This window comes from Agromyces sp. NPDC029043, assembly GCF_055564615.1.
Genome location: NZ_JBVHVX010000014.1, coordinates 89,285 through 112,880 on the forward strand (window position 1 = coordinate 89,285; position 23,596 = coordinate 112,880).

Here is a 23,596-nt window from a genome sequence, read left to right on the forward strand (position 1 = left end):
AACGCCCTGCTGAATGTGCCGGTCTGCCGCGTCGGCGACGGTGAGACGACCTCCACGGTCACCGTGATCGGGTACGCGGATGTGCCGTGGGCGCGCCTCGTCGTCGTCGATGATTCCGATTCCGGTTCCACCGGCGGAGAACGGCAGATCCCCATCCCGATCGACGAGGTCACCCGTGATCTCTCGTCTCCGCCGGAAGCCGCGGGCGCACAGGTGCTCCGGGTGGAGATCGGTGTGCCGAGCCCGCTGCTGAAGCAGGGGCTGACGCTGATCGACACACCCGGCTCGGGTGGTGTCGGCTCGCCGCATGCCGCGGCGACGCTCGGTCTGCTGACCGCATCGGACGCGATCATCATCGCGTCCGACGTCAGTCAGGAGTACACCGCCCCGGAGATGTCGTTCATCCGGCAGGCACAGGAGCTGTGTCGCAACGCGCTGGTGGTGGCCACCAAGGTGGACCTGTACCCGATGTGGCGTGAGGTGATCGCCGCCGACGTCGCCCATCTGCAACGGCAGGGGTCGACGATCGAACCGCTGCCCGTGTCGTCGGTGCTGCGCGATCACGCGATCCGCCTCGAGGATCGGGAACTCAACGCGGAGTCCGGCTTTCCTGGGATCATCGACTTTCTGCAGAATCAGGTGCTCACCCAGGTGAACGCCACCATGCAGCGGGTCGTGATGGGCGAGATCAGCGCCGCCACCGGACATCTCGGGATGGGACTGCGGCCGCAACTGGAGACGCTGCGGGATCCCGCCGCGAAGGAGGCGATCCTCGCCGAACTCGAACGCGCCCGCGGTGAGGCCAAGGAGATGTCCGCACGCACGGCGCTGTGGCAGCAGGTCCTTGGCGACGGCGTCGCCGACCTCTCCGCGGACTCCGATCACGACCTGCGTTCCCGTACGCGCCGCATTCTCAAGGAGTTCGAGCACCAGATCGACTCGCATGATCCGGCGGCGATCTGGGATGAGCTCGGCGAGAACCTGAAGAACGCCATCGCCGAAGCCGTCGGTGATAACTTCATCTGGACCCACGAGCAATCCCTCGCGCTCGCCCAGCGGGTGGCCGAATCCTTCTCCGACACCGGGGAAGTGGCCATTCCGCGGATGCTGCTGGAATCCATCGGCCACGAGATCGAACCGCTCAACGGACTCACCGATCTCGAGCAGGCGCCGTCGGGCGTGGGGCACAAGCTGATCACCGGGATGCGTGGCTCCTACGGCGGCATGATGATGTTCGGCATGATGTCGACGATTGTCGGCATGGCGATGGTCAATCCGTTCTCCATCGCCGCCGGGGTCCTGTTGGGGCGCAAGTCCTACAAGGAGGACTCGGAGATGCGACTGACCCGCCGCCGAGCGGAGGCCAAGGGTGCGGTCCGCGTCTTCATGGACGACGTGCTGTTCGAGGTCGGCCGCGAATCCCGATATCGCCTGCGCATCATCCAGCGGGTGCTGCGAAATCACTTCCGCGGCATCGCCGAGCAGACGACACGGTCGTTGACCGAATCGATCAAGGCCACCGAGAACGCCGCCCGCACGGAGGTCGCCGACCGCGACGGCCGCGCGCGGGCGCTCGAGGCGGACATCACCTTCCTCGCCGAGGTGGGGAGTTGGGCCGGCGCACAGAGCGCGGGCAACAGCGCGGACAACGGAGCAGCGGGAGGTCAGCGTGAGCGCGTCGGATGAGGCACGTCGTCTCCTGCATGAGGCCATCGGTGTGTACCAGAACGCGGGGCCACGAGCAGCCACCGCGGCCGCCGATCTGCAACGGTGTGCCGATCGGCTCGACGAGCCGCTGCGCATCGCGTTGGCCGGTGCCCTGAAGGCGGGCAAGTCGACGCTGCTCAACGCCCTGATCGGTGAGGAACTCGCGCCCACCGACGCCACCGAGTGCACGAAGATCGTGACGTGGTTCCGGCACGGCCGGGCGCCGGCGGTCCGGGCGCACCATGTAAACGGTCAGAGCGCCCCGGTGCCCATCGAGCGCAACGGCAGGAAACTGGCCTTCAACCTCGACGCCCTCGATCCCGGTTCCATCGATCGGCTCGAAGTGCACTGGCCGACAGCGGAATTGGGCCGTCGAACGATCATCGACACCCCCGGAACCGCGTCGTTGAACGCCGAGGTATCCCGCCGCACGATGGCGATGCTGGCACCCGAGGATGGGGTCTCCGGTGCGGATGCGGTCGTCTACCTGATGCGGACGTCGACGGCCAGCGACGTGAGCACCCTGGCCGAACTGAACCGCCAGGTCGGCGGCAAGTCCGGGCCGCTCGGTGTCGTCGGGGTGCTCTCGCGCGCGGACGAGATCGGTGTAGGCCGGATCGACGCGATGATGTCCGCCAAGGAGATCGCGGCGCGGTACGCGGCGGCTCTGTCCGCGTCGGGGCTGTGCCAGGCCGTTGTCCCGGTGGCGGGTCTGGTCGCGTTGACGGCGCGGACCCTGCGGCAGCGTGAGTTCGCGGCGCTGACCGCCTTGGCGTCGGAGTCGGCGGAGGATCTGCAACTCGCGATGCTCTCGGTGGACCGGTTCGTGCGTGAGCAGAGTCCGCTGGATCTCGATCACGAGATCCGCGCGGCGCTGATCCGGCGCTTCGGGCTCTTCGGCATCCGGATCGCGTTGGCGCTGCTGCAGGGCGGTGTCAACGACGCGACGACGCTGTCGAACGAGCTGCTCGCCCGCAGCGGTCTGACGGAGCTGCAATCGATCATCGACATCCAATTCGGCCAGCGCGCAGACCAATTGAAGGCGCACTCGGCGTTGACGGAACTGTCGCGGGTGCTGCAGCGGTATCCGGAGCCGGCGGCGTCGTCGATCGCGGGTGCGGTGCGCAGGCAACTCGGCGACACCCACGGATTCGAGGAGGTGCGCCTGCTGGGCCTGCTGCGGTCACGGTCGACGACGCTGACCGAGGGCGAGATCGTCGAGGTGACCCGCCTCATCGGCGGCTACGGCGCCGCGCCCGATGAACGGCTCGGCCTCGATCCGTTCGAGACGATGACGTCGGGTCGGTCGGCCTCGCTGGCGGCCGCCCAGCGGTGGCGCGGCCGGGCGACCCATCCCCTCAACGATTCCTTCACCACCCGCGTGTGCCGCGCGGCGGCGCGCAGTGCCGAAGGAATCGTCGCGGAGATGGATACGGCCGCGGGACGGGCTCGATCAGACCTTCGCCTGCATCGATGACCGCGCCGGATTGCCCTGCTCGTCCTTCTTCGGGTCCGGCTCGTTCTGCTTCTCCTCGACACCGGACTTGATCTTCTTGCCGATCTCGGCGTCCACCCGGGACCAGTACTCGAAGGCACGCTCGAGCACCGGATCGCTCACGCCGTTGAGCAGGTGCCCCACGACGTTGTCGACGAGGCGGTCACGAGCATCGTCGTCGAAGACCTCGCGCACCAGCGTGCCGGCCTGACCCCAGTCGTCGTCCTCGGGATGATCGACGTAGGCGCTGCGCACGATCTGACCGTCGGCCGCCCACTGCGGCTCCGGCTGCCCGGCATAGACCGCGGCCGGCCCGCCCTTCGAATTCGGTGCGTAGACCGGATCGGTCACCGGATTGATGCGCATCGCACCGTCTTTGGAATACGAGTGCACCTCGTTGCGTGGCGCGTTCACCGGGATCTGCTTGTAGTTCACACCGAGGCGGGCACGGTGGGCGTCGGCGTAGGCGAAGACACGGCCGAGCAGCATGCGATCCGGCGAGAATCCGATGCCGGGTACCACGTTGTTCGGCTCGAATGCGGCCTGCTCGATCTGCGCGTGATTGTCGGTGGGGTTGGTGTGCAACGTCATTCGACCCACCTCGTGCAGCGGGTAATCCCCGTGCGGCCACACCTTGGTGAGGTCGAACGGATTGAAGCGGTAGGACACCGCGTCGTCGAACGGCATGAGTTGCACCTTGAGCGTCCAGCTGGGGTACTGGCCGTCGGCGATCGACTCGAACAGATCGCGGGTGTGGAAATCGGTGTCGGCCGCGGCCATCTGATCACCCTCGTGCTGGGTGAAGAACTCGACTCCCTGATCGGAGATGAAGTGATACTTCACCCAGTGCTTCACACCGTCGGCGTTGACCCACAGATAGGTGTGCGAGCTGTAGCCGTTCATGTGCCGCCACGTCTTGGGCAGCCCACGATCTCCCATCAGCCAGGTCACCTGATGAGCCGATTCCGGGGACAGCGTCCAGAAGTCCCACTGCATGTCGTGATCGCGAAGGTTGTTGTCCGCCCGGCGTTTCTGCGATCGGATGAAGTTCTGGAACTTCAGCGGATCCTTGATGAAGAAGACGGGTGTGTTGTTCCCGACCATGTCGTACACACCCTCGTCGGTGTAGAACTTCAACGCGAAACCCCGTGGGTCACGCCAGGTATCGGGACTGCCGCGCTCACCGGCGACGGTCGAGAAGCGCGCCACCATCTCCGTCTTCACCCCGGGCTGGAAGAGCCCCGCGCAGGTGTAGGCCGAGACATCCTCGGTGGTCTCGAAGGTGCCGAACGCGCCGCTACCCTTCGCGTGCGGCTGCCGCTCCGGGATGCGCTCCCGGTTGAATTGGGCCATCTGCTCGATCAGATAGTGATCGTGCAGGACGATCGGGCCACCCGCGCCCACGGTCAGCGAATGTTCCTCGCTGCCGGCGGGAGCTCCCGAATCGCGGGTCGTATAGAAGTCGTTGGTGCCGGACGTATTCTTTGCGGACATATCGCCTCCGGTCATAGTCCTTCGGTCGCCATCGCGTCGGGGCTGAACGACGGGGCGATCCATAGATTGAGACCCGGGCTGTTTCAGGTCCGTGGGTTCGATGCTACGCCGGTGGGTGCCCTGCCCCCTCGGGATCGGCGCACGACGTCCCCCGGGTGAGGGCTATGCGCAGCACTTAGGGTGAACTAACCTGAGGGCGGTTTCCGGGAGGTGTCGTCGTCGACGCCGCTCGGCGCGACACGGGAGGACGACATGGCAGCTCGGGGTTTCACCGGAACGATCATGCGGGCGTACGGGGCGGTGGATCACGTCGCCACGGTCACCCGCACCGAGCAACTCACCGACCATTGCATTCGGATCTTCTTCCATTCCGACACGCTGTTCGACGATGTCGTCTTCGGCCCCACGAGCTGGATTCGCGGATGGTTCCCCGACGGCGACGGCAAGGAGCATCAGCGCGGGTACACCTTCGCCGAGGCGACCCCCGACACCGGCGACTTCGCCATCGACTTCGTGCTGCACGAGCCCGCCGGCCCGGCGTCGACCTGGGCGAGAAACGCCGGGCCGGGGGCGCAGATAGACATGATCTCGATGAGTTCGGTGCCGTTCGAGGTACCCGACAAACCGCCGGCCGGTTACCTGCTGATCGGCGACTCGGCGTCGTTGCCGGCGATCCGGACCGTCATCGCGACCATCCCCGACGAGGTACCCGTCGAGCTGTACCTCGAGGAGCACGACGACCTGGACCGTCAGCTCCCCTTCGCCACCCATCCCCGGCTGCGGGTGCACTGGGTCAAGCGTGCCGACGCGACGTCGGTCGCAGCGGCGCTCGAGACGCGCGACTGGTCGGACTGGAGCCTGTGGGCGGGGCCGGAGGGCACTGCGCTCAAGGAGATCCGAAAGAAGATCAAGGAGTTCGGCTTCCCCAAGGCCGAGACCCATGTGCAGGCGTACTGGTCGCAGGGCAAGGCGATGGGCAAGGATCGTGATCCCGGTGCCGAGCCGCCCGTCGTCGACATCATCGAACCGGCCGCCGACGCCCCGTCCGTCGCAGCCGGCGACGCCACCTGGCGCGCAGCGGGCGCCGGGCGACTGCTGGCACCGCTCAAGCGCACCCTGATCACCGCGGGCGTGATGCAGGCGATCGTCACGCTGGTCCAGCTGGCTCCGTACGTGTTGTTGGTGGAGTTGGGTCGACGGCTACTCGACGGGGCAGAGTCCGCCGAACTCTGGCGACTCGGCATCATCGCGCTGGTGCTGCTGGGCGTCGGGTCGGTGCTCGACGCCGCGATGCTGTTCTGGCTGCACACCGTCGACGGCCGGTTCTCGCGCGATCTGCGGCAACGGCTGCTCAACAAGCTCGCGCGACTTCCGTTGGGCTGGTTCACCGATCGCAACGCCGGCAACGTCAAGACGCTCATCCAGGACAACACACTGTCCCTGCATTACCTGGTCACCCATTCGGTGATCGATGCGGTGGCCGCGGTGGTGGCTCCGGTAGCGGTGCTGGTCTACCTGTTCATCGTCGACTGGCGGATCGCGCTGTTTCTCTTCCTCCCGGTGTTCGCGTATATCTTCGCCATGGCGCGGATGATGGTGACCTCGGGTCCCAAGATCCCCCTCGCACAGACCTGGGCGGAACGCATGAACGGCGAGGCGAGCGCGTATCTCGAAGCGCAGCCGGTCATCCGGATCTTCGGTGGCGTCATGTCGTCGAGGTTCCGCCGCAACCTCGACGGCTACATCTCCTTCCTGGACAACTGGCAGCGTCCGTTCATCTCCATCAAGACGGCCATCGACCTCATCACGCGACCCACCACCTTCCTGTGGTTGATCGTCGTGATCGGCACGCTGTTCGTCGTGTGGGGTTGGACGACTCCCGCCGGACTGCTGCCATTCCTGTTGCTGGGCACCACCTTCGGCTCACGCCTCCTCGGCATCGGCTACGGCCTCGCCGGTCTCAAGACCGGGATGGTTGCCGCGCGCGACATCCAGGAAGCCCTCGACACCCCGGATCTCACCGAGCAGGAGCAGGAGCAGGACGCCGCCGCCGACACCTCGGGCGCAGTCGTCTTCGACGACGTCAGCTTCGCCTATCGCCCCGGAGTGCCCGTCCTGCAGAACATCTCACTGCGACTCGAGCCCGGCACGGTGACCGCACTGGTCGGGCCGTCGGGCTCGGGCAAGTCGACGTTGGCCGGCCTGCTCGCCCGATTCCACGACGTCACCGGCGGCTCGATCACCATCGACGGCCGCGACATCCGCTCGCTCAGCGCCGACGAACTGTATCAACGCCTCGGATTCGTCTTACAGCAAACACAATTGGTGGCCGGCACCGTCGCGGAGAACATCGCGCTCGCCGTCCCCGACGCCACGCGGGAACAGATCGTCGACGCCGCTACCGCCGCCAACATCCACGAGCGGATCGCCCGCATGCCCGACGGCTATGACACGCTCCTGGGCCCCGACGCGGCACTGTCCGGCGGCGAGAAGCAGCGGCTGACGATCGCGCGGGCACTGCTGGCCGATGCACCCGTGATGATCCTCGACGAGGCGACCGCGTTCGCGGATCCGGAGTCGGAATACCAAGTGCAACAGAGCCTCAGCCGCCTGGCTCGGGATCGGACGGTGCTGGTGATCGCGCACCGCCTGCACACCGTGACCGACGCCGACCGGATCGTCGTCCTCGACGGTGGGCATGTCGTCGAGACCGGCACGCATGAGGAACTGCTGGGCCGCGGCGGACGGTATCGAGCGTTGTGGGAATCCGCCGAGGACACTGCGTCCGAGACGACTGGAGCCGACCGATGATCCGCACCCTGATCGCCCTGCTGCCCGCCGACTCCCGCCCCGATCTCAACCGGTTCTTCGCGTTCGCGGTGGCCTCGGCGCTCCTGCGAGCCTTTGGCGTGGTGATGTTGGTGCCGCTGATCGTCGCATTGGTCGACGGCAATCACAGCCACGCGATCTACTGGATGCTCGCGTTCAGTGTCATCACGTTCTTCGGCTGGTTCATCGACGCGGCCGGCTCCAAGGTCGGCTACAACCTGGGCTTCACCCTGCTCGACGGTGCCCAACACTCAGTGGCAGAACGTCTTTCCCGCATCCGGCTGATCTGGTTCTCCGTGACCAACACCTCGACGGCCCGGCAGGCCATCGCCGCCACCGGCCCGGATCTGGTGGGTGTGATGGTGTACCTGCTGCTGCCGTTGGTGACCTCGGTGTTGTTGCCGCTGGCCATCGCCGTCGCCCTGCTGTTCGTGTCGTGGAAGTTGGCGCTGGTCGCCCTGATCGGTGTGCCGCTGCTGCTCGGCGCGCTGTGGGCGAGCACCGCGATCAGCCGGAAGGCGGATCTGCTTGCCGACGAGACGAATTCGGCGTTGACCGAGCGTGTCGTCGAGTTCGCCCGGACCCAGCAGGCCTTGCGGGTGGCACGCCGCGTCGACGCCGAGCGCAGCCTCGCCGGTGCGGCGGTGGCGCGCCAGCACGGCGCCACGACGAGGATGCTGCTCATGCAGGTCCCCGGGCAGTTGCTGTTCAGCATCGCCAGCCAGATCGCGTTGCTGGCGCTGGCCGGTATGGCCGCGTGGCTGACGGTCGACGGTGAGCTGGACGTGGCTGCCGCCGTGGCGATGATCGTCGTGGCCGTACGCTACATCGAACCGTTCGCGGCGGTCGCCGAACTCGCACCCGGACTCGAGACAGGACGCGCCACGCTGGAGCGGATTCAGACGGTGCTCGACGCATCGGTCGACGGCTCCGGCGACGCCACCCACAGCACATTGCTGCCGCCCCGCGTCGAGTTCCAGGACGTTACCTTCGCCTATGGCGACGGCGAGGATCCGGTCCTCGATGGGCTCAGCCTCACCTTCGACGCCGCGTCGACGACGGCCATCATCGGGCCGTCGGGATCGGGGAAGAGCACCATCCTCGGATTGATCGCGGGACTGTATGAGCCGACGTCGGGCCGCATCCTTTTCGACGGTGTCGACGCGGCCACTCTCGATCACCACACCCGCCGTTCGCTGGCATCGGTGGTGTTCCAGCAGCCGTACCTCATCGAGGGCAGCATCGAGGAGAACATCCTCGCCGGCGATCCCGGGGCGTCGGCGGAGAAGGTGGACGCCGCCGCTCGGCTGGCGCGTGTCGACGAGATCACCGACCGGCTCCCCGACGGACGCCGCTCCGCGGTGGGCGAGGGCGGCTCCGTACTCTCCGGCGGTGAGCGCCAACGTATTTCGATCGCCCGTGCACTGCTGAAGCCCGCCCCGGTCCTGGTGATCGACGAGGCCACCAGTGCCCTGGACAACGAGAACGAACGGGCCGTCGTCGATGCGCTGTCCGCCGATGACATCGACCGGACCCGGGTCATCGTCGCGCACCGACAGGCGGGTATCCGGCATGCGGACCGGGTCATCGTGATCGAGGACGGCAAGGTCGTCGAGTCCGGCACTCCGGAGGAACTGCTGGAGTCCGGTGGCTACTTCGCCGGGTTCTGGGAACGGCAGGGTGCTGTTGCGGGGTGGAAGCTCTGACGAGCCGTCAGCGCTTCTTCGGCAGTCCGCCGCCCCAGAGCGCGGCGGCGATCAGGCCGGGCTGACCGAACAACCGGCCGAGGCGCTTGCCGTCAGAGTCTAGGCCGAAGGCGTCGTTGCGCTCGACGTACTGGCCGATGTTGCCCGGGAAGATCGCGGTGTAGAAGCCGGCGAGCGCGATGCCGATCTGCTTGCGGTACTTGGGCAGCAGAGCGAATGATGCACCGAGACCGATCTCGGCGACCCCGGAGCCCAGGACGACCAGATCCTTGTCGACCGGCACCCACTTCGGCACCTGCGCCTGGAAATCCTTGCGCGCAAACGTGAGGTGACTGATCCCGGCGAACGTCATGAAGCCACCCAGGATGAGTCGTGTGACGTTCTGCGAGGCGGGGGCTTTGGGATCGGTGAGCTGCAGGGACATGGGTGGCCTCTCGGTGGGTGCGCGGGTCGTCTCCTCGACGGTACGCCGACGCGGCGCGCTCAGGCGTCCTGCTCAGTTCCCGGCGTCGTGGAAGTACGACTTGGGGCTCTGCAGGAGCGCCGCGGTCGCCGACACTGTGTCCGCGCGGACGATCGCGCCGGCGGCGTCGACGAGGACGAGTGTCAGGGCGGTGTCGTTGCGGACTCCGATCTCGTCGCGGCTGCCGAAGCGGCCGTCGAGGGTGAGCTGATCGGCTGTGGCACCGAAGAGCTTGACGTAGAGGACGTACCGCGTCGTGCCGGGAGTTGCCTCGTGCAACCACGCCTGCAGGACCGCGGTGGTGAGCAGCGACCGCCCGTCGGCTCCGGGAGTGTTCACCGTGGTGATGAAGGCCCCGACATCGGTGACGAGCTTGTCGATCACGGCCGATGCGTCACGGAAGGACTCGCCGTCCTGCTGGAGTCGATCGAGTTCGCGCAGGGCGTCCTCGATCTGTCGGTCCACCTGCTGAGCGGCTTCGGTGGACGTGGCAGTCGTGCGATCCTTCTGCAGCGCGTCCAGCGATGCCTGCTGCGCCTTCTCGCGCGCGTCCTGCTGTGCCACCCGGGACTTCAGGACCGCGTTATGTCCGGAGAGGGCCGCGTGGTTGTTGCGGAGCTCATCGATGCCGAGGACCAGGGGATGCCCGGGATCGATGGTGCGGAAGCCGTCGATGTACACACGCTCGTACTGGCTGGTGCCGGCGCCGTGGAACTGATGGGCGACGGCGGTGAGGACGTGAATGTCCTCGATGGTGGTGGTGAACGACGCCGCGGTCTTCTTGGTGGAGAACAGATTGATCACCGACGGCACGACAGAGGCGGTGGCGCCGAGGACCACGGAGCCGGCAACTGCTTCCCTGATCTCGGGTTCGGGAGCGGTGAGTTTCTCGACCTCCTCGAGCGCGTTGCTGACGGTCTCGCTCAGCGACGTCAGGTCTGATCGAACGCCACGGAGAACCGCGTCCCGGGTCGTCAGATCGGGGTCGGCGGTGATGAGGAACTCCGCCGGGTTGTCAGTCGAGTTATCCATTGCTGCGCGTACTTTCGCGCAGACCTCGCCCGCGGCTTTCTGCAGGGACGGCAGTGCGAGCGCGCCCTGGAACAGGGCGTGATCCCCGGTGGCCTCCAGGGTGCCGTTGTCGAGAGTGGACGGGTCGATCAGGATCGACTTGAGCAGATCGAGTTGCTCCTGAGAGGTGGGGGTCTTGCTGTCGGCGGTCATGAGGTTGCCTCCTGGAAACGGGTGTCGCGTTGGCCGAAAGCCATCTGAGATGTGTTGGTGTCGATGCACCACAGCCACTTGGGGACGGTGTTCTCGTAGTAGAGGTCCATGTCGATGACGGTGTCGCGGAGGAAGATCGGGGGACTGCCGGCGCCCGCGGGTCGTGGTGATCCGGACAGGATCGAGAAGAGGTGCGGGACGGTGAGGGTCGAGAGGAACTCGATCAGCGAGGCGTGTGCGATGCACGGGGTGTTGGTCAGTGCGTCGCGGCCGTGCTGCTCGGCGGCGGCCATCAACAGCGCCCGGGCATCGGCGGGCATGGTGAAGTAGCGTCCGAAAGCGGCTGCTGCAGAATCAAGTTCGTGGGCAACGGCGGGATTGATCGGCAACACGGGCATCGCCTGATACGTCGGTGCGGGGTCGCCGTAGGGCGAGCCCTCGGTATCCACGATTGCGCAGCCGAGGAGCGGCACACCATAGGGTTGACGGCGCAGCCGGGTGACGTTCGCGAGTACCTGATGCAGCCAGGTCATCGACAGCCCGATCATGTACGCGACGCGAGGCGTGGCGAAACTCGTGCCGATCACCGTGTCGTCCAGCGCTGACGCACCATAGGCGAGGACGTCCGGCCCGACGTCGGGGGCACGCGTCGACGCCCGGTTCGAATAGGGTGCGACGCGGGTTGCTGCCGGATCTTCGGTGGCGCCGACGGAGAGCACCCACGGCGGTTCTGCCCACGGCGAGACCGTCTCGAACTGCTGTCCGCGATAGTCGTTTCCGACGGCGATCACGGGAACGGTGAAGTCGGAGAGGAAGCGGGTCATGTGGTTGACGGCGTCGTCGGGACGCAGCGGCGCGGTGTCGGCGTTGCGCGGAGTGAGGGAGATGCTGACCGCGGCGCAACCGGCCGGCGGTGCCGCCTGCGGGATGCCGTCGGGCGTGTCGGTGGCGATGCGCGGGTACGGTTCGCCGGGCGCGATGCCGGTGAACGTCCACTCGGGGTGCATTCGCGCGGCGAGCGCGGTGATCCCGTCGAGGGCGCACAGGATGCGGAAGGTCAGATCGCCGATGCTGTCGTGGCCGACGACCCCGGGAACGGACAGGAGTTCCTCGAGGTGAGAGTCGTCGTCGAGGAAGGCGATCGGTGAGAACGCCAACGAACGCAGATCCTTCCTGCGGTCGGCGAGCACACGCAACGTACTGGTGTTCGTCGGGTCGATGAGTAGCGCAGTCTGATTCATGGAGACTCCACTGGTCCGGGTGCTGAGCGAATCGTAGAGTGCGGACGCGTCGAGTGTCGACAAAACGGACAGACGAGGGCGTTCCCGCGCCGAGGCTCATTTGTCGGTACTCGCCGATAACGTCGCGACAACACCGGTCGATAGCCCGGATGACAGCACTCGACGAGGAGGCCGGGATGGCAGTACACATCGGCGCGGCGGTGCCGTGGCGCCAGTTGCTCAACGCCTACGGCCCAGACGACAACGCCCCCATCGCCGACCTCACCTGGGACATACCGGCGGACTACGCGGCCGGCGATCTACTCGTCGTCACGACCGACAGTCCGGTACCGGCGATCTACACCGTGGAAGTGTTCATCAGCGACGTCGACGACGCCTGGAGCGTGGACACCGATGAATATTCGGGGGTGTTCGACGGTGGGCTGTCCATCGCAGCCGTCGAAGCCCATCTCGGTGACGTCCTGCCTGCCGCTCCCGCCACACTCGGCCAGGAGTTCGGTGAGCGGGTTCTCCGCGCGATCGAGGAGGAGGCGACGAGCCGGACCCCGTGGCGGAGTCTCGATGAGCGCGGATGTCGTGAGGCAGAGCAGGTTCGGCAGACCAGTGATGAGTGGACGCCGTTCTACTGTGCCTGTTGTGGACGGGACTTCGACGATGTCGGTCCCGCTCAGGCGCATACCCTGATCGAGCACGACGAGATCGAGTTCTTCGGAGCGAGACATATCGTCGTGTGCGGTGAGTGTCACGACATCCTGCATGAACCCGTCGGGCCCAGCGCCGAGGAGCTCTTGTTCCGACACCGACCGCTGTGCCCGCGGTGCTCCGCAGAGCGCACCTTCGATGTCCTTCACGGCATGCCCGCCGGTCCGCCGGGGCCCGCCACGCTCCTCGCGGGATGCGTCATCGTGTTCCCGATCGTCGATGAATTCCATTGCAGTGCTTGTGAGTACGAGTGGTCCGAGGACGACGACGTCTACGCGCCGATCGTCGGCGAAGTGTCTCTCAACACGCTCGTCCGTGCCCGCATCGCACCGATCCCGGAGGGCGTGGTGCGCCCTCATGTGCGGACCGGTGAACCCGGCCGACTTGTTCTCGGTACTTATCGCCCGCGGGAGTTACCGCCGGACGCGGGGTGGGGTGGCGGCGTCGCGCATGAGGTCGTCACGGCCGATGACCGCCGGGTGTTGATCGACCCGGATTCCCTGCGGCTGACGGTGCCCGCCACGGAATTCTAGGCCTGCGCCGCAATGCTTTCGGCCAACGCCTGATCCAGGATCTCCAGTCCCGTAACCAACTCGTCGTCGGACGCGGTCAGCGGCGGCGCGATCCGGAAGATCCCACCCATGCCCGGGAGCTGCACGACGTTCATGTGCAGGCCCAGGTCGAAGCAGCGTCGTGTCACCGCTGCACCCAGAGTGTCTGCACCCGTTTTGGTTTCGCGATCGGTGACCAGCTCGATGCCCTGCAGCAGCCCCCGCCCGCGTACGTCGCCGACGCAGTCGTGCTTGGCCTGCAATGCCAGGAGGCCGGAGCGCAGGGTCTCGCCGGCCGCGGCGGCGCGCTCGTCGAGACGATCGCGGTGCAGTACCTCCAAGACGGTGTTGCCGACGGCGGCGACCATCGGATCGGAGACGTGGGTGGTGAAGAACAGGAAGCCGCGCTCGTGGGCGATCTGCTCGATCTCGCTCGATGTGATGGTCGCGGCGAGCGGCAATCCCGCGCCCAGCGTCTTGGAGAGGGTGAGGATGTCGGGGACGATGCCGTCGCGCTCGAACGCGTACCAGGCGCCGGTGCGGCACAGCCCGGTCTGCGCCTCGTCGACGATGAGCAGCATCTCCCGCTCCTCGCACTTGCGTTTGAGGGCGGCGAAATATCCGGGCGGCGGTTCGATGACGCCACCCGACGACAGGATCGGTTCCACGATGCATGCGGCGAGCGATCCGACGGATTGGGCGTCAATCATCTCGAAGCCGTAATCGAGCTGGCGCTGCCAGTCGAGCGTGCCGTCGACGTTCGTGAAATCCGGGCGGTACGGATTCGGTGTCGGCAGCGCGAAGTTGCCGGGTGCGACGGGGCCGTAACCGTAGCGGCCGGCGCTGTAGGTCGACGCCGCGGCGGCATGGGTCATCCCGTGCCAGGAGCGGGCGAACGACACCACCTCGTGCTTGCCGGTGACGAGTTTGGCCATGCGGATGGCGGCCTCGTTGGACTCCGCGCCGGTGGTGAGCAGCAGGACGCGGTCAAGCGGATCGGGCAGCGTCTCGCTCAGTCCGGCGGCCAGGTCGAGTACCGGTTGGCTCAGCATGCCGCTGAAGAGATGATCCAATGTGGCCACTCCGTGCGACACGGTGGCCACGATCTCCGGATGTGAGTGCCCGAGGATTGCCGACATCTGCCCCGACGTGAAGTCGAGGATGCGCCGGCCGTCGGCGGCGAACACCCAGCTGCCCTCGGCACGACTGATCAGCTCCGGGGAGAAACTACCGCCGTAACGGACGAGGTGGCTGGTGTCGATCGCGGCCGGGCGGGTGGAGGTCATGGACCAACGGTACGACGCGAACGGTGGCGACACTCATCGGCGGTCGGAGCGTAACTCGCAGGTTTGCGGACATCAACTCGCAGGTTTGCGGAACATCGGTGACAAACAGGTAGTCACTACTCACGACAACCGACCCATCTCCCCTGGACGATGTATGCACCACACCCCTGGCCCCGGGAGGCTGCGATGACCGCCGAGCAACAGCAGAAGATGGATGCTCTCTACGCGCTGGACAACGTGCTGACCATCGACATCGAGATGCCGTCGGCGACGTGGGATGCGCTCCGCACCGAGGCGCCCGCCGGTGGGGTCTGCAACTTCAACTACAAGGACGGCGGCCGGTACACCTGGCGCACCGCCACCAAGGTCACGATTTCCGGCACCGCTTTTCCCGCGAAGACGACCTTCACCGACGTCGGGGTCAAGAAGAAGTCGTTCTGTGGCTCCATTCGCAGCGACAAGCCGTCCCTGCACATCGACTTCGCGAAGGTCAAGAAGGAGAACAAGCCGATCATCGAAGCACTGATCGGCACGCGGTACATCACGCTGAACAACTCGGTCCAGGATCAGTCGTATGTGCGGCAGACTCTCGGCTACCGCATGTACGAGCAAGCCGGACTCCCGTTCTCCCGCAGCAACTTCGCTCGTGTCCGGGTCAACGGCGTGCCGATCGGGCAGGGATTCCCGGATCAGCGGTTCATCGCTCCGCCCGGACTGTACGTCAACGTCGAACCGGTCATGCCGCGCTACGTCGAGCGCAACTTCACACACCGCAAGGGCAACCTGTACGAGATCGAGCACACCGACGACTTCACCGACGCCCGCTTCGACTTCATCGGTGTCGAAGATCTTTCCGCGTTCGACGACAAGAAGGATCTTCGGCTCGCCATCGATCGGCTCAACGCGCACGGAATCAACGGCGCCCTCGAGGTTTTCGACGTCGACAAGTTCATCAAGCTCTACGCGATGGACTTCTTCCTCAAGCACTGGGACGGCTACTCGCGCAACACCAACAACACGTATGTCTACAACGATCTCGACGCGGTCGCGAACCCGGCTCCGGCGAATGTGCGATTCACCTTGATCCCGTGGGGCCTGGACCAGATCCTGCAACCCACGCGGCATTTCGTGATCGGCTCCGATGGCCGGCTCGCCCGCATGGTGACCGGCACACCGGCCCAGCAGATCACGTTCTACGAGCAGGTCCGTGCGTTCCGCGAGACCATCTTCAGCCGCGACGCCCAGCAGAGCACCTGGATTCCGCTGCTCGATTCGATGCAGAACACCCTCACTCCGTTCGGCGTCCCCAACGTGGCGGCCGAGATCGGGATCGTCCGCAAACAGCTGAGGCTGGCGATGTCGGCGGGCTATCTCGCCGGCGGACTCGCACACTCGCCCGGACTCTACATCCGCGACGACGCCACCAACGACGTCATGCACGCGGGCACCGAAACGATTCCGCCCGCCGACCCGGCAGCGGTGAACTTCGAGACGACCCACCGACCCCGATCGGCAACCATCGACGACACCGATCTCTGGACGATCGGTAGCCTCGGTACCGGAATCTCGGTGCACAACAAGGCGACCGGCAGAGCGTTGCACGCGAGCCAGGGCGTGCAGACATCGCAGGGACTCAAGATGCTCTACACGTGCCCCGACGACAACACCGGGAACGCCGACGAGTTCGACTACGCACTCATCGACTCCCCGGACCAGTCCACCTTCAGCGGATACTTCGAACTCGTCAGCAGGAGAACGGGATTGAAAGCCAAGTTCGGATCATCGCCGACCCCCAACGGCCATCCGCGAGTCCATCAGGATGCCTCCGGGAGCAAGCTGTTCTTCAGCTGAGCTCCGCCGCCGCAAACACACCACTTCTGCAGGTACACACCACCTATTTGGTGGTGTCTATTCACAAAAGTGGGGTGTTTGTGGAACGACGGCGGACGCCGTATCCCCGCAGATCTGGCGCCGCAGCTCTTCGATGTGTTCCTGTGCCTGCTGATAGTAGGGCTTCGGCAGGTGCAGTGTATTCGCTTGTGTCCAAGGATTATTGGGCCGCGTGCTCTGGGCCGTCGGCCAATAGTCGGGGTTGCCGGTCCCCGGGTAACTCTTGGTCAGCACCTCGAGGACACCGGTCAGTGCCCCGCACCGGTATTCGATACCGGTGATCTTCGAGAACGGGATGATCCCGACCTTGAGGGCATCCGCAGCACGTGAGGCATGGTCCTTCTTGACGACGACGAGCCGATCAGCGTAGGCGGCGAGCTGGCCGTAGCGGCCGGCGTTGAGGATGAGCGACGGGTGCTCGTCGGCGGGTGCATTGGCTTCGATGGCCTGCCACTGCGACTCCGACATCGGCTCACCGAAGACGGCCACGCGCTGCCGGTCGGCGAGGCGTTGGGCCTCCTCGCGGCGGGCGAACTCGGCATTGCTGCGGAGGCGCTCGATGCCGGGAGACGCGGCACGGTCGATGCCGGTGTCCTGCAGGGTGTCGAGGAAGTACGCGATGAAGTCGCACTCGGCCTTCTCGAAAGTGCCGAAGCCGCGCGGGCCGCTGGGGGTATGAACCGTGAGCGTGGGGACGAGGCGCACGCACGTGAGGTCATACGATTCGATCTCGTCTGCGTACACCGACACCGCGATCACGTCGTCGGGCAACGCTGCTGCGGTGTTGAATCCGATGATCCGTGCATTGGTGAACGCGACACCCTCGGTGGTTGGCTTGGGGTGATGCGCGGACGCGAAGGCGACGACGGACTCGCCGTCGACGAGATACGGTGCCAAGCGCTGCTGCCAGTGCGTGGCCTTCAACGCGGTTACTGCGGTGCTCAATTTGGCCATGCAACAATTTTACTCGCGGGTAGACAGGTTCTGCACGGTTGGCAACGTGACTGCAACGCCGGAAAGTCATTGGTGTGCAACGGATGTCGACCTGCTACGAAATAGGGGACTTAGGTCCTCGCCGACGAGGTCGTTCGCCAGCGTGTGGTGACGATCACGTGGACCCCCTTGCTGATCTAGCCGTTACTCTCCACATCCCGCGCGTCGATCGCCGCGGCGCATCCCTCGATGCCGCCCCGAATCATGTCGCCATACGGTCCTTCCGGCAGGGCGCCGACCTTTGCCTGCGCCAGCGTGATGTGTCGCGTCGCTTCGTCGAAGCGTCCGAGACGCCGGTAGCAGTCCGCGAGGTTGAGGTGCAGCGACGGATAGAACCCCTCGACCTGCAGGCTCGCGTGATGTGCCCGGGCGCGTTCATCGGTGAGCGAGTCGGCGGCCTCGAGCGCCCGCAGGTCCCAGATGAGCGCATCCCCAGCGTCCGGGTAGAGATCCGCGAGGTAATGCGCGAGGGTGCATCGGTGCAGGGGATCTCCGTCAGCACCGATCTCATCCCACAGGGACAACAGCGCTGCCCGTGCGACGTCGGCGTCGCCGGACTGGCCTTGCGCCATTGCGGCACCGATCGCACTCATCGTCGGATCGGCAGCAGGGACAGAGTCGCTCACCTGACCACGCCGTTCTTCCGGTCCTCACGGTTCTTCATGACGGTGATGCGCAGCGCCTGCCGCAGCACCGTGCTGACCAGCACCCAGCCGTCGACCTCGGCGTTGATGCGTTGCCCTTCGTCGTTGTCGCCGTCGACGAGAAGCGCATTCATGGCGCGCTCGGTGGTTTCGACGATGAGGCGATCGCAGGTTCGCAGGAACGTGAGGATCAGGAGTTCGTTGAGTTCGCAGTCGGCAGCGACCTGCGGTGCGGCGTACGTGTCGTCATGCGCGCACTGATCAGCGATGTGCTGCAACAACTTCGGGATGGGAGCGGTGTCGGTGGGGTGTGCGCACGAGGCTGCTGCGGCGATGCGGCCCCGGATTGCCTTGGCGTCGAACAACAGGAAGTGATGCCACAACCGCAATGACTCGCGGAAGTTGGCGGCCTGGAACGATGGGCAGTGGATGGGAAGTGCCGCGCAGAGATAGCCGTCGTCGACGAACAGGGAGACGTCACGGCATTGTTCGCCGTACTCGAGGATGATGTCACCGATTGCCGCCGGACTACCGATAAGTCCCAGGCGTGCAAGGCATTCCACGCCGACGCCGCGGATCGTCGGCTGGAGCCACGAGTCGATGCCGTCGGTGTCCGGGAGGGGGACGGTCCGATGGATGCTCGGCTCGACCTCGATCCCCGAGGATGCCGACAGGAACTCGGCGACCACCTGCAACAGCCGATCGGGATCGAGGAGCTCGGAGGCGTCGTCGGCTGTCGACGGGGTCATGCTGGGAGCGGGCTCCTCCGGGGCGTCCATCTCGTCGTTGAGGAAGGCCGGGTGCATCACCTCCGAGACATTGCGCAGGGCGTGACCGGCGAGGGCCGCCATGCGGCGTGGCTCACGAATCGACTGTTCCAGGATGTGGGTGCCGTTGTTGAGGCGCCGCCAGCCGAGTTCATCGAGGTAAGCAATCTGGGCGGAGCGTCGCTCCGGAGCCGCGCTCAGGTTGATCTCTTTGATGGTGGCTCGTAGCCGCTTGGCGCCGGTGACCGTGAAGAGAATCCGCGGATTTCCGCAGCTGGGTGTGTCGTCGTTGTCCGTCTGCGCGACGGATGTGTGCTGCCCCTTGCTGAGCTTGCACAGTTCGCCGCCGATGTCGGCCGCCCACTCCTTCCATGCCAGCGTGACCTGCCTGTCGAAGGTGTTGTCCATCGTGTCCCCTGTCTGTGGAAACCCTCGGCTGAATCTGTTTGGGGTGCAGAGTAGGGGAGGGGTCTGACATTCAGTTCCGAGTGCGACGCGGACGCATCGGTCTGGTCTTGCGGTCGTACTTGATCCTCGCCGCGGCCGGCAGGCAGTCGCGGAGATGATCGCCGAGCCGTTCCCACAGGACGGCTTCGCCGTAGAAGTCGTCGGCGTCCCCGCACACCTTGCGGGACTTGGCTTCGGCCCAGCGGTCGTTCCATGCGATGAACTCGCGGTCGCAGATGCGCAGGTAGTCGTAGATCAGGTCGATGTCATGATCGCATGCGAATCCGGCTTGGCCAGGCCGCAATTCGCGGCGTCGCGTCTCCTCCAACAGCTCACGCAACAGACGAGGGATCTCGACGTCGCATCGTCGACCTCCGGTGTGGTCGGGATCGAGGATCTCCACGATGCCCGGCCCCGCGCTGCGCAGGAACTCATACCAGCACCAGATTCCGTTGCGGAGGTTCGCGGGATGAAAGGCAGCACAATCGATTACGCGTGTAAATGGTCGCCGTGAACGTGGAATGAGATTCCGCGATGTCGGCGGCCGATGTCGTTGATGACGTCGTAGACGTGCGCCGGATCGTCGATGAAGGCCAGACGAGCCATGAGCTGGACCTCGGGTGGGTTGTCGTTGATGTGCGTGATGTCGGTATCGAGATCGGACGAGTCGATGGTGGCGCGGATGAGTCCGCCGCGCGTGACGGAGAAGCTGACACGTCCGTGCGGGCCACCGGGCAGCTCGTCGGTGGACTGGCTGATGGTGAGGGTGTCGCCGTAGGTCATCTGCTTCAGATTTCGGCCGAGTGCGATCGCACGGTCACGCCACGCGACCTTGACGTAGCCGTCGAAGCTGAGCTCGGACATCGCGCCTTCCTGACCTGGATCGAACCTGGGGTGGTTCGGGGAGTGTCAGGGTAGGGGAAGGGTATGACAGTCGGCGTGCGGTTCCGTAGGGCGGCAACCGAGAACCGTCCGCAGCCTCCCTCAACCCTGCCCCCGCGCCAACGCCAATTCGGCGGCGACGAGCAACGCGCCCTTGGCGCCCGAGTTGTCGTCGATCGGTCTGCCGAGGATTCGCGTGATGCGATCAAGCCGCTGGTACATCGTCTGCCGGTGAATGTTGAGTTCCTTTGCCGCCGCCACCCGAGACCCGGTGCGGTGCAATGCCACCAGCGTGAGCAGGAACTCATCGCAGCGATCCGACGCCAGGATCGGCCCGAGCACGGACTGCAGAAATCCGTCGACGACCCGCGCATCCACACCGCTGAGGAAGTGGTCGACGGCCACATCGCGGGCCAACGCCACGTAGTCGCGCGATGTCGCAGACGACGCAGCGGTCCGCGCCATCGCCATCTCGGGAGCGAGCGCGAGGATGTCGTCGGCTGGTTCGGTGACACCGATCCGCAGCTGACCCGGCAACGCCCACGACATCAACCGCCGCACCAGATCGTCGACGACGACGCCGCGGTCACGCCGCGTGGGAACGCGGACGATGGAGCGGTGTATGCCGTCGCGGACCTCCGAGAGGACGGGGAACTCGTCGATCCGCAACGCCTCGGACAGTTCGGCGGTCTGCAGTGGACCCGACACCGAGAGCGCGACCACCCCGACGAACAACGCCGGACCATCGAAGCCGAGTTCGGTTGTCGCCGTGCGCATGGCGCGTGCGTCCTCGCTGCGGACAGCACCACTGCGCTCCGGGTCGGCGGCGCTGACGAGTAGGCGGAACACCTCGCGGACGTGTTGGTCGGAGAGAGTCATCGGGTTATCGCGCAGGAGGGCGAGTGCCAGCGGTTCCGGAGCCCGCCGACAGGCCGCCGCGATCATCTGCAGGTCAACGCCGGCGCGTGGCAGTACCTCGAGACTCGCGATGGTGACGCCGGCAGAATCGATCGGCGCGACCCGCGCATACCCGCGGGGGCGTGCGCCCGCCACCTCGGCGGACGCGATCACCGCACCCGCGACCGATCGGATGATGATGGAGCACCCCGTCAGATCCCGCAGCGCGGCCACCATCGCATCCAGATCCCCCTCTGCCGCAAGCACTCCCGCGAGGCGGTGGGTGACCTCGTCGTTGAAATGCAGCTCCCGCACCGACGTCGCCACCAGCCGGCTGTTGATCGCCCGTGTCACGTCGACGAACCGCACCACCTCGTGCAACTCGATCAACGGAAAGCCCCGCGCCGCAGCCTGTTCCGCCAGCGCCGTCGGCATTCCATCGAGCCGCGGACCTTCGACGGCGAGTCCCGCCGCACCGACATCGGCGAGCGAATCAATGTAGGCGCGCAATGCGTCGTCGTCGGTGTCGGCGAGGATGACGCCGGCTACCAGGATCAGTTCACCGCCGGTGAGTAGGTCGGCGACGTCGAGGACCTCTGAGGTGTGCACCCAGCGGAGTTCGTTGTCGAGGTGTTCCCACCCGGCGATGACGGAGGGGCGGGCGGCGGCGAGTGCCGGGTCGGCGAGGATCTCGCGCAACGTCAACGACGCGGGTGGGATGGGCGGCGTCGACGGCATGGCGGCTTCCGAGGTGAGCATCGCTATGAGCGATGTGGCTATAGGGAGCCCAAGACTATAGCCACTCTGTACATACCGCAGCGCGAGCGAGCGGGCGAGGATGGATGCAGCGCAGCGTCGCGCACCGTCACCCTCATCCCGGACCGAGAACGTCCGATCCCGACAGGAACCGTCATGACCTCACTCGACGCCGCGCCCTCCGCGGTGACCATGCCCGACGACGACATCGCCGTCCACGAGGCCGAACTCGAACTCATCCCCGAATCCGCCAAGGTGCACGATGTGCGTGGCCAGTTCTGGATCTGGGCCGGCGCCAACATCGCCCCGATCAACTGGGTGCTGGGCGCCCTCGGTGTCGGCATGGGACTCGGGCTGTGGGAGACCATCGCCGTGCTGGCCCTCGGCAACCTCATCGGCATGGCGATCTTCGGGATCTTCGTGGTGATCGGTCAGAAGACCGGCGTCACCGGAATGGTGTTGTCCCGCGCAGTCTTCGGTCGCCGCGGAGCCTACGTCCCAGCCGCGGTACAGGCCATCGTCTGCATGGGCTGGTGCGCGGTGAACACCTGGATCGTGCTGGATCTGGTGATGGCACTGCTGGGCAGGATCGGCATCGTCGACGCCGCGTCCGCCAACGACGGCGCCCGCATCGCGGTGGCCGCCGTCATCATGGTGATGCAGGTGTCCATCGCATGGTTTGGCTACAAGGTGATCTCCGCCTTCGAACGCTGGACCGTTCCGCCAACCGTCGCCATCCTCATCGCGATGTCGCTCGTCGCGTGGATCGGGCTCGACGTCAACTGGGGCCAGGGCAGCGATCCCGCCATGACCACCAGCCAGCACTGGGGAGCCATCACCGCCGTCATGACCGCCATCGGCATCGGCTGGGGACTCACCTGGCTCGGCTACGCCGGCGACTACTCACGCTTCGTATCCACCGACGTCCCGTCCCGAAAGTTGTTCCTGGCCAGCGCATTGGGTCAGTTCATCCCTGTCGTCTGGTTAGGGGCACTCGGCGCGACGCTGGCCACCTTGAGCTCCTCCGACGATCCCGGCAAGATCATCGTCGACGCCTACGGCGTGTTGGCGGTCCCGGTGCTGCTCCTGGTGGTGCACGGTCCGCTCGCCACCAACATCCTCAACATCTACACGTGCACCGTCTCGACTCAGGCCCTCGACATCCGGGTCGACCGTAGGATTCTGAACGTCCTGATCGGAGTCGTCGCCATGGGTATCGTGACCTTCTTCGTCCTCAACGGTGATTTCGCGACCACCATCGACAGCTGGCTCATCGGCATCGTCGGATGGGTAACCCCCTGGGCCGCAGTCATGTTGGTGCACTGGTTCTACGTCGCTCGCCGCAGCGTCGACGCCGCGTCGTTGTTCACCTCGCCCGCACAGAGCACGCTCCCGATGGTCCGGCCCACCGCGCTGATCTCCCTCGCATTGGGCATCGTGTGCACCTGGTTCTTCATGTACGGCATGCTCGACGTCCTGCAGGGCCCGGCCGCCGTCGCGCTCGGCGGTATCGACCTCTCCTGGCTGGCGGGCGGCACCGCTGCCGCGGTCTCGTACTTTGCCCTCGAAACCGTCCGCATGCGTCGCGTCGTCGCCTGATCTACTCCGACTCTCCCCGAAAG

The 23,596-nt window shown here is 66.0% G+C and carries 18 protein-coding genes; 7 read left to right on the plus strand and 11 right to left on the minus strand.

Going from position 1 to position 23,596, the window contains the following annotated elements; all coding sequences use genetic code 11:
* Positions 1 to 15: 15 nt before the first annotated feature.
* Positions 16 to 1,686 carry a P-loop NTPase family protein gene (locus tag ACZ4TW_RS16630; RefSeq protein ID WP_465544411.1) on the plus strand — a complete coding sequence of 557 codons (1,671 nt, stop codon included), beginning with the start codon at positions 16 to 18 and terminating at the stop codon, positions 1,684 to 1,686.
* Complete coding sequence (locus ACZ4TW_RS16635) at positions 1,670 to 3,184, plus strand: dynamin family protein (protein WP_465544360.1); 1,515 nt, start codon at positions 1,670 to 1,672, stop codon at positions 3,182 to 3,184. Before ACZ4TW_RS16630 ends, ACZ4TW_RS16635 begins: the two co-directional genes overlap by 17 nt.
* Here the strand turns inward: ACZ4TW_RS16635 and ACZ4TW_RS16640 are convergent.
* Positions 3,161 to 4,696, minus strand: coding sequence for a catalase (locus ACZ4TW_RS16640; RefSeq protein WP_465544362.1), 1,536 nt, complete (start codon positions 4,694 to 4,696; stop codon positions 3,161 to 3,163). The two genes, ACZ4TW_RS16635 and ACZ4TW_RS16640, sit on opposite strands and share 24 nt — an antisense overlap.
* A 252-nt stretch (positions 4,697 to 4,948) precedes the next feature.
* Here ACZ4TW_RS16640 and ACZ4TW_RS16645 point away from each other — a divergent pair, with 252 nt between their 5' ends.
* Positions 4,949 to 7,507 carry an ABC transporter ATP-binding protein/permease gene (locus ACZ4TW_RS16645; RefSeq protein WP_465544364.1) on the plus strand — a complete coding sequence of 853 codons (2,559 nt, stop codon included), beginning with the start codon at positions 4,949 to 4,951 and terminating at the stop codon, positions 7,505 to 7,507.
* Positions 7,504 to 9,231: an ABC transporter ATP-binding protein gene (locus ACZ4TW_RS16650; protein ID WP_465544366.1), complete on the plus strand. Its 1,728-nt coding sequence runs from the start codon at positions 7,504 to 7,506 to the stop codon at positions 9,229 to 9,231. The genes ACZ4TW_RS16645 and ACZ4TW_RS16650 overlap by 4 nt, the downstream gene beginning before the upstream one ends.
* 7 nt (positions 9,232 to 9,238) lie before the next feature.
* Here ACZ4TW_RS16650 and ACZ4TW_RS16655 read toward each other — a convergent pair whose 3' ends face one another.
* From ACZ4TW_RS16655 to ACZ4TW_RS16665, 3 genes are all read right to left on the minus strand, one after another.
* On the minus strand, positions 9,239 to 9,655 hold the full coding sequence (locus ACZ4TW_RS16655; RefSeq protein ID WP_465544368.1) for a DoxX family protein: 417 nt from the start codon (positions 9,653 to 9,655) through the stop codon (positions 9,239 to 9,241).
* 72 nt (positions 9,656 to 9,727) lie between these two features.
* Positions 9,728 to 10,996: a hypothetical protein gene (locus ACZ4TW_RS16660; RefSeq protein ID WP_465544370.1), complete on the minus strand. Its 1,269-nt coding sequence runs from the start codon at positions 10,994 to 10,996 to the stop codon at positions 9,728 to 9,730.
* A complete protein-coding gene (locus tag ACZ4TW_RS16665; RefSeq protein ID WP_465544372.1) occupies positions 10,915 to 12,159 on the minus strand; it encodes a S8 family serine peptidase in 1,245 nt (414 codons plus the stop codon). Before ACZ4TW_RS16665 ends, ACZ4TW_RS16660 begins: the two co-directional genes overlap by 82 nt.
* Before the next feature lie 176 nt (positions 12,160 to 12,335).
* Between ACZ4TW_RS16665 and ACZ4TW_RS16670 the strand changes: the two genes are divergently transcribed.
* Positions 12,336 to 13,394, plus strand: coding sequence for a hypothetical protein (locus tag ACZ4TW_RS16670; protein ID WP_465544374.1), 1,059 nt, complete (start codon positions 12,336 to 12,338; stop codon positions 13,392 to 13,394).
* Here the strand turns inward: ACZ4TW_RS16670 and ACZ4TW_RS16675 are convergent.
* Positions 13,391 to 14,698, minus strand: a complete 1,308-nt coding sequence (locus ACZ4TW_RS16675) for an aspartate aminotransferase family protein (RefSeq protein ID WP_465544375.1) — start codon at positions 14,696 to 14,698, stop codon at positions 13,391 to 13,393. The genes ACZ4TW_RS16670 and ACZ4TW_RS16675 overlap by 4 nt on opposite strands.
* Before the next feature lie 186 nt (positions 14,699 to 14,884).
* Here ACZ4TW_RS16675 and ACZ4TW_RS16680 point away from each other — a divergent pair, with 186 nt between their 5' ends.
* Entirely contained in the window at positions 14,885 to 16,549 is a 1,665-nt protein-coding gene (locus ACZ4TW_RS16680; RefSeq protein ID WP_465544376.1) for a CotH kinase family protein, read from the plus strand.
* A gap of 57 nt (positions 16,550 to 16,606) precedes the next feature.
* On the opposite strand, the gene ACZ4TW_RS16685 is transcribed toward ACZ4TW_RS16680, so the two are convergent.
* The 6 genes from ACZ4TW_RS16685 to ACZ4TW_RS16710 all read right to left on the minus strand — a co-directional run bounded on the left by ACZ4TW_RS16685 (position 16,607) and on the right by ACZ4TW_RS16710 (position 21,977).
* Positions 16,607 to 17,542, minus strand: a complete 936-nt coding sequence (locus ACZ4TW_RS16685) for a hypothetical protein (RefSeq protein ID WP_465544377.1) — start codon at positions 17,540 to 17,542, stop codon at positions 16,607 to 16,609.
* A 176-nt stretch (positions 17,543 to 17,718) separates the two neighbouring features.
* Positions 17,719 to 18,174, minus strand: coding sequence for a hypothetical protein (locus ACZ4TW_RS16690; protein ID WP_465544378.1), 456 nt, complete (start codon positions 18,172 to 18,174; stop codon positions 17,719 to 17,721).
* 29 nt (positions 18,175 to 18,203) lie between these two features.
* Positions 18,204 to 19,400 carry a TY-Chap domain-containing protein gene (locus ACZ4TW_RS16695; RefSeq protein WP_465544379.1) on the minus strand — a complete coding sequence of 399 codons (1,197 nt, stop codon included), beginning with the start codon at positions 19,398 to 19,400 and terminating at the stop codon, positions 18,204 to 18,206.
* Positions 19,401 to 19,470: 70 nt separating this feature from the next.
* A complete protein-coding gene (locus tag ACZ4TW_RS16700; protein ID WP_465544380.1) occupies positions 19,471 to 19,842 on the minus strand; it encodes a hypothetical protein in 372 nt (123 codons plus the stop codon).
* Positions 19,843 to 19,928: 86 nt separating this feature from the next.
* On the minus strand, positions 19,929 to 20,303 hold the full coding sequence (locus tag ACZ4TW_RS16705; protein WP_465544381.1) for a hypothetical protein: 375 nt from the start codon (positions 20,301 to 20,303) through the stop codon (positions 19,929 to 19,931).
* 120 nt (positions 20,304 to 20,423) lie between these two features.
* Positions 20,424 to 21,977: a PucR family transcriptional regulator gene (locus ACZ4TW_RS16710; protein ID WP_465544382.1), complete on the minus strand. Its 1,554-nt coding sequence runs from the start codon at positions 21,975 to 21,977 to the stop codon at positions 20,424 to 20,426.
* A gap of 153 nt (positions 21,978 to 22,130) precedes the next feature.
* Here ACZ4TW_RS16710 and ACZ4TW_RS16715 point away from each other — a divergent pair, with 153 nt between their 5' ends.
* Positions 22,131 to 23,573 (plus strand): purine-cytosine permease family protein, encoded by a 1,443-nt coding sequence (locus ACZ4TW_RS16715; protein ID WP_465544383.1) that lies wholly within the window; start codon positions 22,131 to 22,133, stop codon positions 23,571 to 23,573.
* Positions 23,574 to 23,596 lie beyond the last annotated feature (23 nt).

Coding starts and splice junctions, on each gene's coding strand:
- ACZ4TW_RS16640 (WP_465544362.1), bottom strand. CDS start 4,696: ATGTCCGCAAAGAATACGTCCGGCACCAACGACTTCTATACGACCCGC.
- ACZ4TW_RS16645 (WP_465544364.1), top strand. CDS start 4,949: ATGGCAGCTCGGGGTTTCACCGGAACGATCATGCGGGCGTACGGGGCG.
- ACZ4TW_RS16650 (WP_465544366.1), top strand. CDS start 7,504: ATGATCCGCACCCTGATCGCCCTGCTGCCCGCCGACTCCCGCCCCGAT.
- ACZ4TW_RS16655 (WP_465544368.1), bottom strand. CDS start 9,655: ATGTCCCTGCAGCTCACCGATCCCAAAGCCCCCGCCTCGCAGAACGTC.
- ACZ4TW_RS16665 (WP_465544372.1), bottom strand. CDS start 12,159: ATGAATCAGACTGCGCTACTCATCGACCCGACGAACACCAGTACGTTG.
- ACZ4TW_RS16670 (WP_465544374.1), top strand. CDS start 12,336: ATGGCAGTACACATCGGCGCGGCGGTGCCGTGGCGCCAGTTGCTCAAC.
- ACZ4TW_RS16675 (WP_465544375.1), bottom strand. CDS start 14,698: ATGACCTCCACCCGCCCGGCCGCGATCGACACCAGCCACCTCGTCCGT.
- ACZ4TW_RS16680 (WP_465544376.1), top strand. CDS start 14,885: ATGACCGCCGAGCAACAGCAGAAGATGGATGCTCTCTACGCGCTGGAC.
- ACZ4TW_RS16685 (WP_465544377.1), bottom strand. CDS start 17,542: ATGGCCAAATTGAGCACCGCAGTAACCGCGTTGAAGGCCACGCACTGG.
- ACZ4TW_RS16690 (WP_465544378.1), bottom strand. CDS start 18,174: ATGAGTGCGATCGGTGCCGCAATGGCGCAAGGCCAGTCCGGCGACGCC.
- ACZ4TW_RS16695 (WP_465544379.1), bottom strand. CDS start 19,400: ATGGACAACACCTTCGACAGGCAGGTCACGCTGGCATGGAAGGAGTGG.
- ACZ4TW_RS16705 (WP_465544381.1), bottom strand. CDS start 20,303: ATGTCCGAGCTCAGCTTCGACGGCTACGTCAAGGTCGCGTGGCGTGAC.
- ACZ4TW_RS16710 (WP_465544382.1), bottom strand. CDS start 21,977: ATGCTCACCTCGGAAGCCGCCATGCCGTCGACGCCGCCCATCCCACCC.
- ACZ4TW_RS16715 (WP_465544383.1), top strand. CDS start 22,131: ATGACCTCACTCGACGCCGCGCCCTCCGCGGTGACCATGCCCGACGAC.